The organism is Mesorhizobium sp. M0293 (genome assembly GCF_040321735.1).
In the GTDB taxonomy this organism is placed as follows: Bacteria; Pseudomonadota; Alphaproteobacteria; order Rhizobiales; family Rhizobiaceae; genus Mesorhizobium.
On record NZ_JAMYSA010000120.1, the window covers coordinates 1 to 16813 of the forward strand.

Consider the following 16813-nt stretch of genomic DNA (forward strand, 5'->3'; position numbering starts at 1 on the left):
GTGTGGATCTCGGTGCGGGCGATGCGGTCCTTTTCGGCTTCGGGCAGTACGGCGCCGATCTTGACCAGCGCCTCGTCGGCGGCGCGCGCCATAGCAGCGCCGCCAAAGGCGCGCACCATGCGGGCGCCGGCAACCAGCGCGACGATCTCGTCACGCGTGAACATCAGCGGCGGAAGGTCGAAACCCTCCCTCATCATGTAGCCAACGCCGGCCTCGCCGTCGATCGGCACACCGGTCGACTGCAGGTCGGCAATGTCGCGGTAGATGGTTCGCTCGGAAACCTCGAGCCACGTGCCGAGCTTCTGAGCGGTGACCAGACGGCCACCACGCAGATGCTGCACGATCTGAAAGAGCCTGTCGGCGCGGCGCATCGTTTGCCTCCCCAGTGTTGGTCCCATGCACGGCGTGGCTCCGGGACCGGATCCACTTCCAGATGACATGCATTACGGCTTCAGCCCTTCGCGCTTGCGCTGCGTGGCGACGAATTTCGCGCCGAAGGACAGTTTACTCGTTTTACTCGTTGTCGACGTCTACGCATCAAGCACGCGCCAGAAAGGGGGCGATGTCGCTCAGCGTCATGCCGCGCTCGAGATCCTCATTGGCGGCCTCGGCAACCGTGCGCAGATGATAGCCTATCGTGACCGGACATGTCACTTCGGCGCCATGCTCGATGGCGAGCGGCGTGCGCAACGCACGCAGCATCGGCTGACCTTCGACGGCGCCGGCCATCGTGCGCGCGCCGTTGATGCCAGGTGTGTTCAATCTGCCGTTCCAACTCTTCATCGATCGTCCTTTCGACCGCCGATGCGCAGTGTCCGAGGCTCGCACCATCGCACGTCCCTCCTGACAGCATACTGTCAGGAGGCTTCAGCATACTCCTTGGCGAACAGCGTTCGCATCTGGGCGAGGTCGCTGCCTCTTTCTGGATAGAGTGCGTTGAGAAAGGCGAGCGCGAAGGTACCTGGCGCCGAACCGGGCGCGGAAACAATTTTGCCGTCAGCCACGGCATACGGCACATCCTGATAATTGCTGTCGCCGGCATAGCCGGCCTCATGACCGTTGATCCAGTCGCGGCCATTGCTGGTGTGCCTGGCTTTCTCGAACAGGCCGGCACGGGCCAGTGCCAGCGTGCCGGCGCAGATACCGCCGACCACGCCGCCGCGCGACGCAATGGCGGTAAGCAGTTCCGCCGCATCCGGGGGCGCCTTGCCGAACCACAGATCGGAGCCGATGACGGCGATGGCATCGAGATCGGTATTCTGATCCGCCTCGGCCGAACGGTCAGGCGTCAGCCCGAAGCCGCTGATGCCGGTCACCGGCTTGCCGTCAGGTGCTAGCGATACGGCGCGGGCGCCGAACCATTCGACCGCCGAAGCCGCCAGCAGCCCGTACTCCCAGTCGGCAAAACCTTCGATGAAAAGAAAGCCGATTGTCTTCTGTTCGGGCATAAGCTCGCTCCATCCCTCGCGCGCCAAACCTGCTATTTGGTTTCTTATCTGGGCGTCTCAGCGCCCACATCCAATCGCAGGGTCGAAAAATTCGTCTCAATTGCCGCGAAAGCCACGGTCGGCATACATGTCCGGCCAGCCGATATCCTTGCGAATGTCCGCTGGCAGCGAGTTCATGAGCCGCCGGGTACGGATCTCGTTGCGCATCGTGCGGATCTTGCCGACATAGTGCTGCATACCGCGCAAAATGGTAAAACCGTTCATGGCTGGTCTCCTCTCTTCTGATGGAGACACTATCGCATACCCCTCCTGACAGCAGTCTGTCAGGAGGATGGCAGGGCATGCGATGATAGTTCGGGCCGCCGCGCTCGCCCGAGGAAAGCATCGCTTTCGCTGCATCGCATTCTGCCCGCGGCAGGGCCACAGCTATCCAATTGTTCACCGAGGCAATTAAATCGAGACGCTATTGTTCATCCTGCGGCGACGGACCGTCCGGATAGGCAGGCCTTCAGCGACGTGGCCGCAGTTCTGATATGAAGCGAGAAAATTCTTCCCCAAAACAGGGAGACGACCATGAGCTTGCAACTGACAGGTATCCACCATCTGACCGCCATCACCGCCAATGCGCCGGGCAATGTTCACTTCTACACGAAGGTGCTGGGTCTGCGGCTGGTCAAGAAGACCGTAAACCAGGACGACACCTCGGCCTACCATCTCTTCTATGCCGATGGCGAAGCCACACCGGGCACCGATCTCACCTTCTTCGACTGGCCGGTCGGACGGGAGCGGCGCGGCACCCACAGCATTGCGCGGACCAGCCTCAGGGTCCGTAGCCATGAGAGCCTTGCCTGGTGGAAGCAGCACTTGGCAGACGAAGGCATCGTAACAGGAGAGATCGCCGACATCGGCGGCTACCCCAGTCTGGATTTCGAGGACCCGGAGGGCCAGCGCCTGCGGCTCATCAGCGACGGCGGCAAGGGCGACAGCCATCCCTGGGCGCAGAGCCCGGTGCCGGCCGAACACCAGATCCGCGGGCTCGGGCCGATCGTCATCAGCGTTCCTGATATCACCAACACCGAGGCGGTGGTGACCAGGGTGATGAACATGCGCAAGGTACGCGAGTATGCGTCGCCGGAGGGCCAGGTTCACGTCTTCGAAATGGGAGAGGGTGGGCCCGCGGCGGAATTGCATGTTCTGGTGCAGCCGGGACTGGCGCCGGCACGGCAAGGCGCGGGTGCGGTTCACCATGTCGCCTTCAGGGCGCCGGACCAGGAGACGCTGCATCAATGGACGGCGCGGCTGGCCGAATTCCGGCTGCCGTCGAGCGGCGAGGTCGAGCGCTATTACTTCCGCTCGCTCTATTTCCGCGAGCCGAACGGCATCCTGTTCGAGATCGCCACCGACGGGCCGGGCTTCACCGCTGACGAGCCGCTGGAAAAGCTGGGTGAAAGCCTCGCCCTGCCGCCGTTCCTCGAACCGAAGCGCGCCTCGATCGAGGCCGGCCTCAAGCCGCTGAAATAGGCCGCTCTCCGGTCAAGGGCGGGCGCCGCGTTCCGGTTCGGGATCGCGACGCCCATTCTTTCTCAGGCAACGAACGAGGTGCTTTGACAGCCGGCCGCGTTGCTGGTCAAAGGCGGCATGTCGAAACTCCTCGCGCTCGTCATTGTTGGCATCATGGTCATTCAGCTGATCAAGCCGCTCGGCTGGCCGGGTCTGAAACGGCGCAGCGACTTCTGGAAGCTGGCGCTGCTGGCGATGGCGGCGATTTCCATAACAGCCGTGCTGGGGCACTGGGCATAGGCCTCGCATCGGGCGAGGCCAGCTACTACCCCTTCAGATGGCCAGCACCGGACCGACGAGATGTTCGGCCCAGGCGCGGTAGCCGGCTTCCGAGGCGTGAAAGCCGTCGGAGGCAAAGCCGGCCTCAGGATTTGTGATTGGCAGGCGCGGCGCCGGCACCGCGCCGCGCTCCAGGCAAAGGCGTTCACCCATCCGGTTCATTTCGCTGGCGCGGATTTCAAGAATTTTTCCGAGTAGCGGCGGCATGGCCGGCGCCCGCGTGAACTCCAGCACCGGCGACCACACCACGCGCGCTTCCGGCCATTTGGCGCGCAGCGCGTAGAGCAGGCCGCCGAACTCCTTCTTGAAGCGCGGCACCGAGTGAAAATTCTTGGTGTCATTGGTGCCGATGGCCAGCACGATATGCGTCCATGCATCGGCCGACAGATTGGGCAGGACATGGTCGCGGATCTGGCCAGACGTCGCCGAATTGAAGCCGGCGGCGCGCCAGCGCACGGCGCGGCCTGTGCTCTGCCAAATCAGCACGGCGAGTTGTGCGGCAAGCCCGTTTTCGGAGTTGCCGATGCCGACCGAAGCGGCCGAGGAATCCCCCAGCACCAGCAGCGAAATTGGCGGTGCCGTGCCGGCGAGATCGTGCATGACCGGCCCCTGAGCCGGCAGCATGCGCGTGGTGCGGCGTCTCACGCCGAGGCCCTGCCAGATATAGACAGGGAAGGCGAGCCAGGTGAGGAGGGCCGGGAGGCGCATGACAATACCGTTAAACGATCAGCGGCAGGCTTAGCGCATGTTTGGGCTGACGTGAACGATCTTCAATCGCAACAACTCGCCTGAGCTGTCTGTCTGTCCTGATATTCGTCGTGCAAGCGCACCCAGTCCATCAGGCCGTGATAGGGGCCGGTTTCGTTGCGGCCCTTCGGCGTCATGTCGAGATAATCATACGTGCCGATTAGCGCCTCGCCGCCGCGGGCGCGCGATAGGAAGGTGAGGAAGGTGTCGCCGTTCTCGTCCCTGTAGAAAACACTGGTGCCGGGAAGCTCCTTCGATGTTCGGGGACGGGTCTCGAAATTGTAGGTGGTGTCGCCGGCGGCGATCTGCCTGTCGGTGAAGGAAACCTGCATGTCGAAGTTGAAATCCGAGGCATAGGATGACACCCAGTCGAATTTCCAGCCCATGCGCTGCTTGTAGGGCAGAAGTTCCGCCAGCGGCGCGCGCGAAACCACGACCAGCGACACGTCGTGATGCCTGAGGTGCTGATTGGCGCCGTCGATATGGTCGGCAAGGAATGAGCAGCCCTGGCAATGATGGCTGCAACCCGGCCCGAACATGAAGTGATAGACGATCAGCTGGCTGTTGTTGGCAAACAGGTCGGCCAGTTTCCTCGGCCCTTGCTCGGTCTCGAAGACATAGTCCTTCCTGATCTTCAGCCAGGGCAGTTCACGCCGCTCAGCCGCGATCCGCTCGCGAAACCGTGTCAGTTCCTTCTCGCGCGCCAGATGCGCCTTGTGCGCCTGGAACCAGTCTTCGCGCGAAACGACCTTGTTGCGATGCATGAAACTCTCCCTGTCTGTCATCCCCAAGGACGTTCGGGGCAGGCGCAAACCGACATCGCCGGCTGTTTGTTTGAGCATGATCTCTGGACAAACGGTTTCCGTTTGTCAGAGAAAACCGGATTCCACTTTTCGGGATCATGCTCCAGCGCCGATTGGCAGATAAGGACGACGAGGCTCCGTCCCAAGCCCGGCCAAGCCGCAAACAAAAAACCCGGGCGCATCGGCCCGGGTTCGAAGGAAGACGGAAGGACTGCAATCAGGCGGCCTGTTCCAGGCTCGCCTTCCATTTTCCAAGCGCCGCCAGGTGGTTCATATGGGCGCGATGGGTGAAGGCGGCTTGGCCGGCGGCGACGTTCGACGCCTTGCCGCTCCAGGCTTTCTGCGGCGCGGCCTGCAGCGCGCGGCCGTAGGAGAAGGTCAGCTTCCACGGATGCGGGCCGATGGCGTTGATGGCGTTGAGGTTGGCGGTCGCTTCCTCGTCCTCCTGGCCGCCGGAGAGGAAGGCGATGCCCGGCACGGCTGCCGGTACGGTCTGGCGAAACAGCTTTATGGTCTTTTCCGCGACTTCTTCCGGGCTGCTCACCTTGCCCGATTTCTTGCCCGCCAGCACCATGTTGGGCTTCAGGATGGTGCCTTCGAGCACGACGCGCGCCGAATGGAGCTCGTCGTAGAGCTTGATCAGCGTGGCCTTCGAGATGTCGTAGCAGGTGTCGATGTCGTGTGCGCCGTCCATCAGCACTTCCGGCTCGACGATCGGCACGATGCCGGCCTCCTGGCAAAGGGCCGCATAGCGGGCGAGTGCATGGGTGTTCGAACCGATCGAATTGGCCGAGGGCACGCCCCTGCCGATGTCGATGTCGATCACCGCGCGCCATTTGGCGAAGCGCGCGCCGAGCTTGTAGTAGTCGGCAAGGCGCTCGCGCAGGCCGTCGAGGCCCTCGGTGATGGTGTCGCCGGGAAAGCCGGCCAGAGGCTTGGCGCCGGCGTCGACCTTGATGCCGGGTATGGCGCCGGCCGCCTTGATGATGTCGACCAGCGGCGTGCCGTCGGCGGCTTTCTGGCGGATCGTCTCGTCGTAGAGGATGACGCCGGAAATGTACCGGGTCATCGCATCCCTGGTGCGGAACATCATCTCGCGGTAGTCGCGGCGGCTGTCGGCGGTCGATTCGACGCCGATGACGTCGAAGCGCTTCTTGATGGTGCCGGAACTTTCGTCGGCGGCCAGCAGGCCCTTGCCATCGGCGACGATCGCGGCGGCAATGTCTTCGAGACGTTCGCTCATTCTGCTTCTCCTGAAACGGTTGTTCCGCGCTTAACGGAAGTCTACCGCCAAAGGAATGGCATCGGAAAGCTCGAATCGATTGAAAGCTTCCGGCGCCCTTGTTCGCTCTCCTAGTGTTGATCGGGTTGTTTGGTTTAGCCGCAATTCCCAAGGGAAAGCGCTATGCGCTTTTCCCGGGAAAACCGTTTCACCCTTTTCCTGAAATTGTTTTAGCGTTTCAGCACATCGACGCCGGGCAGCGGCTTGCCTTCCATCCATTCCAGGAAGGCGCCGCCGGCGGTCGAGACATAGGTGAAGTCGTCGGCGACACCGGCATGGTTGAGGGCCGCCACCGTATCGCCGCCGCCGGCAACGGAGACCAGCTTGCCGGCCCTGGTGCGCTGAGCCGCGTGCTTTGCCGCCGCCACCGTCGCATGGTCGAAGGGTGCGATCTCGAAGGCGCCGAGCGGGCCGTTCCATACCAGTGTCGCGGCGCGGTCGATCCATTCGCCGATGGTCGTCACGGTTTTGGCGCCGACATCGAGGATCATGCCGTCTGCCGGCACATCCGAGATGGCGACGGTCTCGCAGGCAGCGCCCGCCTTGAATTCCTTGGCGACGACGCCGTCGACCGGCAGGATGATGGCGCAGCCGGCCTCGGCGGCCTCGATCATGATCTGCTTGGCGGTCGTGGCGAGATCATGCTCGCACAGCGATTTGCCAACATCGGTGCCGCGCGCTGCAAGGAAGGTGTTGGCCATGCCGCCACCGATGACCAGTGCGTCGACCTTCTTCACCAGGTTCATCAGCAGGTCGATCTTGGTCGAGACCTTGGCGCCGCCGACGATGGCGACAACCGGACGGACAGGATTGCCCAGACCCTTCTCCAGCGCTTCGAGTTCGGCCTGCATGGTGCGGCCGGCAAAGGCCGGCAGCAGATGCGCCAGCCCCTCGGTCGACGAATGGGCGCGGTGCGCGGCGGAAAAGGCGTCGTTGACGAAGATGTCGCCATTGGCGGCAAGCTTTTCGGTGAAGGCCGGATCGTTCTTTTCCTCGGCCTTGTAGAAGCGGGTGTTTTCAAGCAGCAGCACATCGCCCTTGTTCATGGCGGCGACGGCGCTTGCCGCGGTGTCGCCGACGCAGTCACTGGCGAAGCCGACGGGGCGGCCGAGCACGTCAGCCGTTGCCCTGGCTATAGGCTCCAGCGAGAATTCGGGCGAGGGGCCATCCTTGGGCCGGCCGAAATGCGCAAGCAGGATGACCTTGGCGCCCTTGCCGGACAGTTCCGCGATGGTCGGCGCGATGCGTTCGATGCGGGTGGCGTCGGTGACCTTGCCCTCAGTGACGGGCACGTTGAGGTCGACGCGCACCAGCACACGCTTGCCGCTGATGTTGCCGATATCGTCGAGTGTCTTGAAGACGGCCATGCGGGTTCCTTTCCGTGGAAAATCGCCGGGACCATACCTCGCATCGATGATGATGCAAGGCTTGAGCCCGGCTTCGAAACGAATTTTCGAAGCCGGGACGATTTTGTGCCGTGGGCGGATTAAGGGCAGCGCTCACAATCGAAGTTGTCAGTGTTCGGTCGCTGTCTTTTCCGGCGCGGGATCCGGCGTCGGTTTCTCGTCTGCTCGCACCTCGGTCATCTTCGTCTGGGTCGGCTTGCGCCAGTTGCGGATGAAGGTGGAGAGACGGTCGGCGATTTCGCCGGCGCTGAGGAAAACCGGCACCCGGGCCACCGGCGCGGTCGGTTCGAAGGAAAGGCCAAGGCCTGTGATCTTGCCCTTGTCGTCGACGTCGCGAACGATCAGCTCGATCGGCCCGATCAGCACCCGGTCGGCATATTCGGCATGGCCGCCGAGCCGCGCCGTGACCAGCGCGCCGACGGTCATTTGCTGCTCCACGTCGGTGAGCCCGGGCGCATAGGCTATTTCCAGTTCGGCGGCGGAGCGTGCCGGATCGACGGCGAAGGCACCGAAGAAATCGGCGTCCTCGGGATCGACCACGGCGCGGCTGGCGAAGAGCTTGTCGAGCAGGCGCGGATAGCGGTCCGGCACGAAGATGTAGACCTGGTCGCCGGCGGCGAGCCGGCCCATGTCTTGAAAGCGCATCGAGCGGCCGTCACGCAGCACCAGCGAAGGCCGTGCCCAGCGCGGTATGCGCTCGCCGCGCGCCACCGGGCTGCCGGGGGCGACGCGATAGGCAAGAAGCTCGTGGTGGGCTGAGCCCGGCAGTTCCAGCTCGACCTTGTCCAGCGGGCCAAGGCGGGCCGGGACGATCAGACCGAGGCGGCGGGCCAGCGGTCCGACCGTCCAGCCCTGGATGACCAGCGACACCAGCACGATGATGAAGGCGGTGTTGAAGATGACGCGGCCGTTTTCCAGGCCGCCGAGCAGCGGGGTGATGGCGAGCAGGATCGACACCGCACCGCGCAGGCCGACCCAGGAGACGAAGGCGACTTCGGGGCGCGGCAGACGGAACGGGATCAGGCACAGCCAGACCGCAATCGGCCGTGCCACGAACATCAGGAACAGGCCGAGCAGCACCGCCGGCACCATGATCGCCGGAAACTGCGATGGCGTCGCGAACAGGCCGAGGATGAGGAACATGATGATCTGCGCCAGCCACGACATGCCGTCCTGGAAGCGCTTGAGGATGGTGACGGCGCGGATGTCGGAATTGCCGGCGATGAGGCCGGCGATATAGACCGCCAGGAAGCCTGAGCCGCCAATGGCGCCGGCAGCGGCAAACACCATCAGCGACAAGGTCAGCACGAAGATCGGCAGCAGGCCGTGATCGAGGTTGAGCCGGTCGACGAGACGCACGATGGCGAGGCCGCCAAGCACGCCGACGACGGCGCCGAGGCCCATGTTGAGCAGGAAGCCGAGGAACAGGCTGGTGACCAGGACATTGGTCTCGGGGTTGGCGTGGGCGGCGATGATCTCGACCAGGGTGATGGTCAGGAAGATGGCGATCGGGTCGTTGGTTCCGGATTCCACCTCAAGCGTCGAGCGCACGCGTTCGCGCAGATTGATCTCGCCGGCGCGCAACAGGAAGAACACGGCCGCTGCATCGGTGGAGGCGACGGCGGCGCCGAGCAGGAAGGATTCCAGCCAGGTGAGGTCGAGCAGATAGTGGGCGGCGGCGCCGAACAGGCCGGTCGTGACAAGCACGCCGAAGGTCGCCAGCGACAGGGCCGGGCCTGCAGCCTGCCGCAAGGCGTTGAGCGGCGTGCCGAACCCGGAATCGAACAGGATGACGGCGAGCGCCAGTGAGCCGGCAAAATAGGCGATGCGGGCGTTGTCGAACTCGATGCCGAGACCGTCGGTGCCGGTGGCCAGGCCAATGCAAAGAAACAGGAGCAGAAGAGGGGCGCCGAAGCGGAAGGCGATCAGGCTCGAAAAGGCGGCGGCGACGACAAGCGCTGTGCCGACCAGCGTGACGAGATAGATCGCATGCTCCATCCGTGATTTGCCCCTCGAATTCCTCTTTCCCTCGCTTCACGGCAGAGTGGGGCGAAGACATGACCAGTGCAAGGCGGCGGGGTGGTTTTTTGCTCTATGCTGCTGATTTTTGGGCGTTTTGGCACTCAGGACACAGGAAGGCGCAGGCCGCCCTCATGAAAAACGCCCGGACAAAGCCGGGCGCTTCAGGTCTCGAAAAGAGAGCTCTGCGATCAGGCGATGGTCTTGCCGAAAGCGACCGCGGTGTCGCCCATGCGGTTGGAGAACCCCCATTCATTGTCGTACCAGGACAGCACCGAAACGAAGTTGCCGTCCATCACCTTGGTCTGGTCGAGCGCCACGATCGAGGAACGCGGATCATGGTTGAAGTCGATCGACACGTTCGGGTGATGGGTGACGCCGAGAATGCCCTTCAGCTTGCCGTTGGAGGCGGCGATCACCGCGTCGTTGATCTCCTGCACCGTGGTCGAACGCTTCGCGATGAACTTGAAGTCGACGACCGAGACGTTCGGGGTCGGCACGCGGATCGAGATGCCGTCGAGCTTGCCCTTGAGATCGGGGAGCACCAGGCCGATCGCCTTGGCGGCGCCGGTCGAGGTCGGGATCTGCGACAGCGCGGCGGCGCGGCCGCGGTAGAGATCCTTGTGCATGGTGTCCAGCGTCGGCTGGTCGCCGGTGTAGGAATGGATCGTCGTCATCATGCCCTTTTCGATGCCGACCGTCTCGTGCAGCACGGCTGCAAGCGGCGCCAGGCAGTTGGTGGTGCACGAGGCATTCGAGATGACGATGTGGTCCTTGGTCAGCTGATCGTGGTTGATGCCGTAGACGACTGTGAGGTCGGCGCCTTCGGCCGGGGCCGAGACGATGACGCGCTTGGCGCCGGCGGTCAGATGCGCGGCCGCCTTGTCGCGGGCGGTGAAGATGCCGGTGCATTCGAGCGCGATGTCGATGCCGAGTTCCTTCCACGGCAGCTGCGTCGGATCCTTGATGGCGGTGACCTTGAACGTCTCCTTGCCAACGGTGATCTGGTCGCCGGAAACCGAAACTTCGTGCGGGAAGCGGCCATGCACGCTGTCGTAGCGCAACAGGTGCGCATTCGTCTCGACCGGGCCGAGGTCGTTGACGGCGACGACGTCGATGTCCCTGCGGCCGGATTCATGGATGGCGCGCAGGATGTTGCGGCCGATGCGGCCGAATCCGTTGATGGCAACTCTGACGGTCATTATTCTCTCCCTGGGAGCTGAGGGCAGACGATGGGTCCGCAGTTTCATAGCGGCGGAAGCGGAAAGAATCCAGCCGCGGCGACGTGGATTTAAATCGATTAGGTTGGGCCAGCGCGGCGAAATCGCTTTGCGCGGTTTCGCCGGGCCCCTTTTGTTTCGTGCATGCCGTTACCCAAAACCGTGGTACGCTTTTGGGCGACGTGCACAGGCCCTACTTGGTATGCAGGCGGGCTTCCGCTGCCTTGGCAGCGGCTTCGGCGGTGATGCCGAAATGCGGATAGAGCTGCTCGATCGTGCCCGAAGCGCCGAAGCCGGTCATGCCGACGAAGATGCCGTCGGAACCGATGAAATGATCCCAGCCCTGGCGGATGCCGGCTTCGATCGCCATTTTCACCGGCGCGTTGCCGATCGTCTTCTTGCGGTAGTCGTCGCCCTGCTTGTCGAACAGTTCGAAGCAGGGAACCGAGACGACGCGGGTCGGGTGGCCATGCTTTTCCAGCAGGTCGCGGGCGCCGAGCGCGATCTCGACTTCGGAGCCGGTGGCAAAAATAGTCACCGCCGCCTCGCCATTGGCTGCGGCCAGTTCGTAGGCTCCCCGGCCGCTGAGATTATCGGCGACGAATTCGGTGCGGACCGTCGGCAGGTTCTGGCGGGTCAGCGCCAAGGTCGACGGCGTCTTTTCCGACTCGATCGCCAACTGCCAGCATTCGGCGGCCTCGACCGCATCGGCCGGACGGAAGACATTGTGGTTGGGGATAGCGCGCAATGCGGCCAGATGTTCGACCGGCTGGTGGGTCGGACCGTCTTCGCCCAGACCGATTGAATCATGGGTCATGACGAAGATCGAGCGGATGCCCATCAGCGAGGAAAGCCGCATCGACGGACGGGCATAGTCGGAGAAGCACAGGAAGGTGCCGCCATAGGCGATGAGACCGCCATGCAGCGTCAGGCCGTTGATAGCGGCGGCCATGCCGTGCTCACGGATGCCGTAGTGGACATAGCGCTGGCCGTAGTCGTCTGATGTGATGTTCTTGGTCTGGCTGGTCTTGGTGTTGTTGGAGCCGGTCAGGTCGGCCGAACCGCCGATGGTCTCGGGCACGGCGCCGTTGATGACCTCCAGCGCCATCTCGGACGATTTGCGGGTGGCGACCTTCGGCTTGTCGGTAGAGAGCTTCTTCTTGTAGTCGGCAATGACGGCGTCGAAATTAGACGGCAGCTTGCCATCGATGCGGCGCTCGAACTCGGCCTTCAGCTTTGCGTCGGCCTTGGCCAGGCGGCCTTCCCAGTCTGTGCGCGCCTTGACGCCGGCTCTGCCGGCGGAGCGCCAGGCGTCGAGGATGTCAGCCGGAATCTCGAAGGGCGGCGAATCCCAGTTGAAGAACTTCCGTGCGCCGGCGATCTCGTCGGCACCGAGCGGCGAACCGTGCGCCTTGTTGGTGCCGGCCTTGGTCGGCGCGCCGAAGCCAATGGTCGTCTTGCAAGCGATCATCGTCGGCTTGTCGGAATGACGGGCGGCTTCGATGGCATAGGCGATGGCTTCCGGATCGGTGCCGTCAATATGGCTGGCGTTCCAGCCGGAGGCCTGGAAGCGGGCGACCTGATCCGTAGTGTCGGACAGCGACACCGGACCGTCGATTGAGATGTTGTTGTTGTCCCAGAAGACGATCAGCTTGTTGAGCTTGAGGTGGCCGGCAAGCGCGATGGCTTCCTGGGAAACACCTTCCATCAGGCAGCCGTCGCCAGCGAGCACATAGGTGTAGTGATCGACGAGGTCATTGCCGAATGCGGCGTTCATGATGCGTTCGCCGAGCGCGAAGCCGACCGAATTGGCCAGGCCCTGGCCGAGCGGGCCGGTCGTCGTCTCGATGCCGGTGGCATGGCCGTATTCGGGGTGTCCGGCGGTCTTCGAGCCCAACTGGCGGAAGTGCTTGATCTGGTCGATGGTCATGTCTTCGTAGCCGGTCAAATGCAGCAGCGAATAGAGCAGCATCGAGCCATGGCCGGCCGACAGGATGAAACGGTCGCGGTCGGCCCAGTGCGGGGCCTTGGAATCATATTTCAGGAAGCGCGTGAACAGCACCGTGGCGATGTCGGCGCAGCCCATGGGCAGGCCGGGATGGCCGGAATTTGCCTTCTCGACGGCGTCCATGGAGAGAAAGCGGATCGCATTGGCCATCCGGTCATGTTGTTCACGCGACGTCATGGTTCCTCCAGAAGTGGGGGTTTGGGGGCTTGGGAGAGCCCTTGAAAAGGGTGCGCGACACATAGCAGGCGCGCGCTTTTAGTCAACAAATCGGGTGCACATTTGCCGGTCTTGTGATGCCGGCGGCGGGTCTACATTAGCGTTAGCAGGGGACAGTCGCGAGAGCTTTGTTGACGTTGCCTTCACCCGGTGCCTAATGTTTCGGAGATAACGCGTTCTGAACGCGAACGATTCGGTGATGGGCAGGGCACAGGACGAAGGCCATGACCGGGGAAGCCACACTCAAGGAAGTTATAGCCAGGCTGGGCAAGGCCATCGAGGGGCTGGAAAACGCCGTCGCGGCCAAGCTCGAGCATGAACGCGATTACTCGGAAGCCGAGGCCGAAGTGCAGCGGATGAATGCCGATCGCTCCCGGCTGGCGCAGGAACTCGACAATTCCGAAGCACGCGCCGAACGGCTGGAAGACGCCAACAAGGAAGTGTCGCGACGGCTGGTGACCGCCATGGAAACCATCCGCGCTGTGTTGGACAGGTAGGGGGCTGGACAGGTAGGCTCATGGCTCAAGTCACCGTTTCCATCGACGGCAAACAGTATCGGATGGCCTGCGACGAGGGCCAGGAAGAGCATCTGATCGACCTTGCCGAACGTTTCGACCGCTATGTCTCGCATCTGAAGGACTCCTTTGGCGAGATCGGCGACCAGCGGCTGACGGTGATGGCCGGCATCATGGTGATGGACGAGCTTTCGGAGCTGCAGAAACGCGTCAAGGGCATGGAAACCGAAGTGCTGACCTTGCGCAAGACGCGCGACGATGCGCTGACCAAGGCCGACAAGAACGACAGCGTGCTGACCAACGCGCTTGGCGCGCTGGCACAGCGCATGGAAGACCTGACGGCGACCCTGGCGGTCAACAAGACCTGAGGCAGCGCGCACTTCGAGTTCAAACCAAAGCTCTCATCCGCTGGCGGTGCCCCCGGCAGCATGAAAATTCTCGCTCTGCCGCCGACAAGAGTTTGATATTATCTCGCGGCCGCAATTTTTGCGCTAATATGCGGCGATTGCCGGAGCGTGGACATGTGATGGCGGCCATGGTTTGCCGCCTCTTGCTTCTGGCGGAATCTGTTTACAGGGGAGATGTGCCATGAGCCTTCGTATCAACGATATCGCGCCGGATTTCACCGCCGAGACCACGCAAGGGACGATCAACTTCCATGAATGGATCGGCGACGGCTGGGCGATCCTGTTCAGCCACCCGAAGAATTTCACGCCGGTCTGCACGACCGAGCTTGGCACGATGGCTGGGCTGGAGGGTGAGTTCAAGAAGCGCAACGTCAAGATCATCGGCATTTCGGTCGATCCGGTCGCGAGCCATGACAAGTGGCAGGCCGACATCAAGACGGCGACTGGCCAAACGGTGCACTATCCCCTGATCGGCGACAAAGACCTCAAGGTCGCCAAGCTCTATGACATGCTGCCCGCCGGTGCCGGTGAAACGTCGGAAGGCCGCACGCCGGCCGACAACGCCACAGTGCGCTCGGTCTACGTCATCGGGCCGGACAAGAAGATTAAGCTGGTGCTGACTTACCCGATGACCACGGGCCGCAACTTCGACGAGATCCTGCGCGCGGTCGATTCCATGCAGCTGACCGCCAAACACCAGGTGGCGACGCCGGCGAACTGGAAGCAGGGCGAGGACGTCATCATCACCGCCGCCGTTTCCAACGAGGATGCGATCAAGCGTTTCGGCGCTTATGAGACCATCCTGCCCTATCTCAGGAAGACCAAGCAGCCATCCGCCTGATCGCTTCGGAACAGTTTTTGGCTTTCTCGCCGCTGCGAGCGAAATGAACCTTGACTGGACCACCCGAGCGGACAACCATGCTCTTCTCGGGTGCAGCCAGAGAAAATCATTCCTGCGAGCCGAGGGTTGGACCAAGGGTTGGGGAAGCCGAAATTGGACGTAGCTTTGGCCAGGCCACAGGTCAGCGGCTTCTACGACAAGCCGACCGGGGCCATTCAGTATGTCGTCGCCGACCAGGCGACGAAGCGATGCGCCATCATCGATCCGATCCTCGATTTCGACGAGAGATCCGGCGCCACGGCAACAACGAACGCCGATGTCCTGCTCGACTTCGTCGGCGAGCAGGGGCTGAGCGTCGAATGGATTCTCGACACCCATCCGCATGCCGACCATTTCTCGGCGGCGCATTATCTGAGAGAGAAGACCGGCGCACCGACGGCGATCGGCGACAGGGTCGTCGGCGTCCAGAAACTGTGGAAGGCGATCTACAACTGGCCGGATTTTCCCGCCGACGGTTCGCAGTGGGACAGGCTTTTTGCGGAAGGCGAAACCTTCCAGGTCGGCACGCTTCCGGTCAAGGTGCTGTTCTCGCCCGGGCACACGTTGGCCTCGATCACCTATGTGGTCGGCGATGCCGCTTTCGTCCACGATACGCTGTTCATGCCCGACAGCGGCACGGCGAGGACGGATTTTCCCGGCGGTAGTGCCGCGCGGCTCTGGCGCTCGATCCAGGACATCCTGGCACTACCGGACGAGACGCGCGTCTTCGTCGGCCATGATTATCAGGCCGGCGGCCGCGAGCCCTTATGGGAAAGCACGGTCACCACACAGAAGGCGACCAACATCCATCTTGCCGCCGCGCGCAGCGAGGCCGATTTCGTCGCCTTGCGAGAGGCTCGTGACAGGACGTTGCCGATGCCGCGGCTGATCCTGCATGCGCTGCAGGTCAACATGAATGGCGGACGGCTGCCGGAGCCCGAGGCGAATGGCCGGCGGTATTTGAAGTTTCCGCTGGATGGGCTTTGAGGGGTATTTTTTGTGGCGGGCGCGGCCGGTGAAGCGTCCGATCTCCCCACCTGCGGGGGAGATGCCCGGCAGGGCAGAGGGGGGTGCTGCCCCATAGGCGCTAACTTAGGTGTGGACTGGTGGAATCGAGATGTGATTCCTGGGCCAGATGCGAACGAATGATTCGATCGAAACCGACTGGCAGGCTCTGATATCGAGGCTGTCGCAATCGCTTGACCTTGATGCGACGGCGCGGGCGACGGGAGCGCTGGTGCGTCGTCGCAATGTTGCGGACGCAGCGACATTACTGCGCTTGGCGTTGGCCTATGGCCCCGGTGGGATGAGCCTGCGCACGGCTGCCGCCTGGGCCGGGGTGAACGAGATTGCGAGCCTTTCCGACGTTGCTCTTTTGAAGCGCTTGCGCGCCGCCGCCGATTGGCTCGGCGACATTGCGGGCGCCTTGCTCCAAAACGCTTGCGCCAAAAGCGCCGCGCCGACGGGGCGCCGGCTGCGCGTTGTCGATGGCAGTTCGATCTCGCACCCCGGCAGTGCCGGCACGGACTGGCGGCTGCATGCCACCTACGAACCCGCGCTCGCGCGCTTCACGCATCTGGAGATCAGCGACGCGCGCGGTGGTGAAAGCTTCTTGCGTGCTCCGCTGCGCCAAGGCGACATTGTTGTTGGCGATCGCGCCTACGCCCGCGCCCCGTCCCTTGAAAAGGTGGTGTCGGCGGGTGCCGACTTCATCGTGCGCACGGGCTGGACCAGTGTTCGGCTGACCACGCCCGACGGGCAACGGGTCGACTGGAACGCCATCTATGAGCCCATGCAGCCTGATGAGGTTTGCGAGATGAACGTGCTCGTGGAGCATTCACGGCGTCGCAAGGGTCAAGACGGGCCGCCCTTGCGGGCAAGGCTCATCGTCAAGCGCAAGGATGAGAAGGCCACGCAAAGGGCCCAGAAGGTGGCAAAGCGGGGCAATCAGCGCCGCTGCAGCAACAGGCTGCAGCCGATGACCCTCATTGCCGCGGGCTTCGTCATGCTGCTGACCTCGGTC

Annotated in this window: 18 protein-coding genes; 7 read left to right on the forward strand and 11 right to left on the reverse strand. The window is 63.2% G+C overall.

All coding sequences use genetic code 11. The annotated features are described in order from the left end of the window. The 4 genes from NKJ06_RS29405 to NKJ06_RS29420 form a co-directional block, all read right to left on the reverse strand. Positions 1-371, reverse strand: a 371-nt coding sequence (locus tag NKJ06_RS29405; protein WP_352811603.1) for a helix-turn-helix transcriptional regulator, incomplete at its 3' end; no start/stop codon positions are given. Between the two features lie 166 nt (positions 372-537). Continuing rightward, positions 538-762, reverse strand: a complete 225-nt coding sequence (locus NKJ06_RS29410) for a hypothetical protein (RefSeq protein ID WP_352632789.1) — start codon at positions 760-762, stop codon at positions 538-540. 95 nt (positions 763-857) lie between these two features. Beyond that, positions 858-1448 (reverse strand): DJ-1/PfpI family protein, encoded by a 591-nt coding sequence (locus NKJ06_RS29415; protein WP_352632788.1) that lies wholly within the window; start codon positions 1446-1448, stop codon positions 858-860. A 96-nt stretch (positions 1449-1544) separates the two neighbouring features. Next, the gene (locus NKJ06_RS29420) at positions 1545-1712 is read right to left on the reverse strand and encodes a hypothetical protein (RefSeq protein ID WP_352632787.1); all 168 of its coding nucleotides are present in this window, start codon (positions 1710-1712) and stop codon (positions 1545-1547) included. Between the two features lie 309 nt (positions 1713-2021). Between NKJ06_RS29420 and NKJ06_RS29425 the strand changes: the two genes are divergently transcribed. Both NKJ06_RS29425 and NKJ06_RS29430 read left to right on the forward strand, forming a co-directional pair. After that, complete coding sequence (locus NKJ06_RS29425) at positions 2022-2969, forward strand: ring-cleaving dioxygenase (RefSeq protein ID WP_352632786.1); 948 nt, start codon at positions 2022-2024, stop codon at positions 2967-2969. Positions 2970-3086: 117 nt separating this feature from the next. Further along, entirely contained in the window at positions 3087-3248 is a 162-nt protein-coding gene (locus NKJ06_RS29430) for a hypothetical protein (protein ID WP_023757423.1), read from the forward strand. Between the two features lie 33 nt (positions 3249-3281). Here the strand turns inward: NKJ06_RS29430 and NKJ06_RS29435 are convergent, their stop codons facing one another. From NKJ06_RS29435 to tkt, 7 genes are all read right to left on the reverse strand, one after another. Continuing rightward, the gene (locus NKJ06_RS29435) at positions 3282-3995 is read right to left on the reverse strand and encodes an SGNH/GDSL hydrolase family protein (RefSeq protein ID WP_352632785.1); all 714 of its coding nucleotides are present in this window, start codon (positions 3993-3995) and stop codon (positions 3282-3284) included. Between the two features lie 62 nt (positions 3996-4057). Next, the gene (locus NKJ06_RS29440; RefSeq protein WP_352632784.1) at positions 4058-4798 is read right to left on the reverse strand and encodes a DUF899 domain-containing protein; all 741 of its coding nucleotides are present in this window, start codon (positions 4796-4798) and stop codon (positions 4058-4060) included. A gap of 256 nt (positions 4799-5054) precedes the next feature. After that, on the reverse strand, positions 5055-6080 hold the full coding sequence (locus NKJ06_RS29445) for a class I fructose-bisphosphate aldolase (protein WP_352632783.1): 1026 nt from the start codon (positions 6078-6080) through the stop codon (positions 5055-5057). A gap of 209 nt (positions 6081-6289) precedes the next feature. After that, the gene (locus NKJ06_RS29450; RefSeq protein ID WP_352632782.1) at positions 6290-7486 is read right to left on the reverse strand and encodes a phosphoglycerate kinase; all 1197 of its coding nucleotides are present in this window, start codon (positions 7484-7486) and stop codon (positions 6290-6292) included. Between the two features lie 147 nt (positions 7487-7633). After that, on the reverse strand, positions 7634-9523 hold the full coding sequence (locus NKJ06_RS29455; protein WP_352632781.1) for a potassium/proton antiporter: 1890 nt from the start codon (positions 9521-9523) through the stop codon (positions 7634-7636). Positions 9524-9735: 212 nt separating this feature from the next. Then, entirely contained in the window at positions 9736-10746 is a 1011-nt protein-coding gene (gene gap, locus NKJ06_RS29460; protein WP_352632780.1) for a type I glyceraldehyde-3-phosphate dehydrogenase, read from the reverse strand. A gap of 211 nt (positions 10747-10957) precedes the next feature. Continuing rightward, positions 10958-12949, reverse strand: a complete 1992-nt coding sequence (tkt, locus tag NKJ06_RS29465) for a transketolase (RefSeq protein ID WP_352632779.1) — start codon at positions 12947-12949, stop codon at positions 10958-10960. 263 nt (positions 12950-13212) lie between these two features. Between tkt and NKJ06_RS29470 the strand changes: the two genes are divergently transcribed. The 5 genes from NKJ06_RS29470 to NKJ06_RS29490 all read left to right on the forward strand — a co-directional run. Then, entirely contained in the window at positions 13213-13485 is a 273-nt protein-coding gene (locus tag NKJ06_RS29470) for a DUF4164 domain-containing protein (RefSeq protein WP_013529251.1), read from the forward strand. A gap of 20 nt (positions 13486-13505) precedes the next feature. Continuing rightward, on the forward strand, positions 13506-13871 hold the full coding sequence (locus NKJ06_RS29475; protein ID WP_352632778.1) for a cell division protein ZapA: 366 nt from the start codon (positions 13506-13508) through the stop codon (positions 13869-13871). A gap of 220 nt (positions 13872-14091) precedes the next feature. Next, on the forward strand, positions 14092-14751 hold the full coding sequence (locus tag NKJ06_RS29480; RefSeq protein WP_352632777.1) for a peroxiredoxin: 660 nt from the start codon (positions 14092-14094) through the stop codon (positions 14749-14751). 153 nt (positions 14752-14904) lie between these two features. Next, entirely contained in the window at positions 14905-15777 is an 873-nt protein-coding gene (locus NKJ06_RS29485) for an MBL fold metallo-hydrolase (RefSeq protein ID WP_352632776.1), read from the forward strand. A gap of 148 nt (positions 15778-15925) precedes the next feature. Then, positions 15926-16813: transposase (locus NKJ06_RS29490; RefSeq protein ID WP_352811607.1), on the forward strand; the 888-nt coding region annotated here is incomplete at its 3' end.